The sequence below is a fragment of the Oleiphilus sp. HI0086 genome (assembly GCF_001635225.1).
In genome coordinates this window covers 1-613 of the sequence record NZ_LWFZ01000273.1, presented here as the reverse complement: position 1 = coordinate 613, position 613 = coordinate 1, and the positions used below count along the sequence as shown (strand labels likewise).

1 protein-coding gene is annotated in these 613 nt (G+C 44.4%); it reads left to right on the top strand.

Annotated features, from left to right (window positions below; genetic code table 11):
• The coding region (locus A3756_RS27165) for a hypothetical protein (protein WP_068552935.1) at positions 1-562 on the top strand (562 nt) is incomplete at its 5' end.
• Positions 563-613: the final 51 nt, after the last annotated feature.

The following is a 613-nucleotide window of genomic DNA, read 5'->3' as shown; positions in this document are numbered from 1 at the left end:
TGACACTCCTTCCTATCTGCAAGATGCTAAAGACCTTCTCGGCAAAGATGGCTTCGCGAGCGGCGATGTGTGGTACCACGGTACTTCGTCTGCGCTGGTTACCTCTATTAATGGTGCGGGGCTTAAGCGTTCGGGTGATAAGGTTATGAATCAGGCTGCTAAGAAGACTATGGCAACGATTGGTAATAACTACACCGAGACACATGATCCGGTATTCCTAACACAGAGTAAGGAGCTTGCGTTTTATTGGGCTCAGCAGGCGGTTAGAAGTCGTAGTGTGCGAGTCGAGGGTGATGAGTCGCCAGTTGTTTACGAAGTTAAGCTGCCAGGTGATCTGCTTTCTAAAGTTAGGCCGGATGTTGGCGCTGCAAGTCTTTTGATGGTAAAGGAGGGAGAGCATTATATGGCGTTTTTGGCTGCACTTTATCAAGATAATGAGGCGGGCGCGTTAGATATAAACCTAATGAAAGCTGATCGTAATGAATATCTAAATAAGCTGGGTATGGCTTATATTGATCAAGATATATCACCTGGGTACGTAAAGCTTTTGTCTGAAGGGTAATACCTATAAAAACTTAAATTAATCGTGAAAACATAGTACAAATTCTCTCAG